The organism is Dellaglioa sp. BT-FLS60, from assembly GCF_054941065.1.
In genome coordinates this window covers 1-472 of sequence record NZ_JBSOLI010000019.1, presented here as the reverse complement: position 1 = coordinate 472, position 472 = coordinate 1, and the positions used below count along the sequence as shown (strand labels likewise).

2 tRNA genes and 1 rRNA gene are annotated in these 472 nt (G+C 41.9%); all 3 read left to right on the top strand.

The window, feature by feature from the left end:
• Window positions 1-73: ribosomal RNA gene (locus ACVQ8P_RS00375) — 16S ribosomal RNA — on the top strand; the annotation flags it as partial.
• A gap of 78 nt (window positions 74-151) precedes the next feature.
• Window positions 152-226: transfer RNA gene (locus ACVQ8P_RS00370), tRNA-Ile, on the top strand.
• A gap of 27 nt (window positions 227-253) precedes the next feature.
• Window positions 254-326: transfer RNA gene (locus tag ACVQ8P_RS00365), tRNA-Ala, on the top strand.
• Window positions 327-472 lie beyond the last annotated feature (146 nt).

Sequence of the window (472 nt, the reverse complement as noted above, 5' to 3'; positions counted from 1 at the left end):
GGTGGGACAGATGATTAGGGTGAAGTCGTAACAAGGTAGCCGTAGGAGAACCTGCGGCTGGATCACCTCCTTTCTAAGGAATATTACGGAAACCTACACACTTGTCGAAAATTTGTTTAGTTTTGAGAGATTTACTCTCAAAAGCGTTTACGGGCCTATAGCTCAGCTGGTTTAGAGCGCACGCCTGATAAGCGTGAGGTCGATGGTTCGAGTCCATTTAGGCCCATTTACCAATTAATAAAATACCCATTATGGGGCCTTAGCTCAGCTGGGAGAGCGCCTGCCTTGCACGCAGGAGGTCATCGGTTCGATCCCGTTAGGCTCCATTGACAATTTTAATTGTCGAATTTGTTCTTTGAAAACTAGATAATATTTATTAAATTTTTAAGCAATAAGCCGAGAAACACCGCGTTTTATTAGTTAAGAACGTAGTTCTTAACAAAACCACTTTGCTTTATGTAAAGTTAGGTTA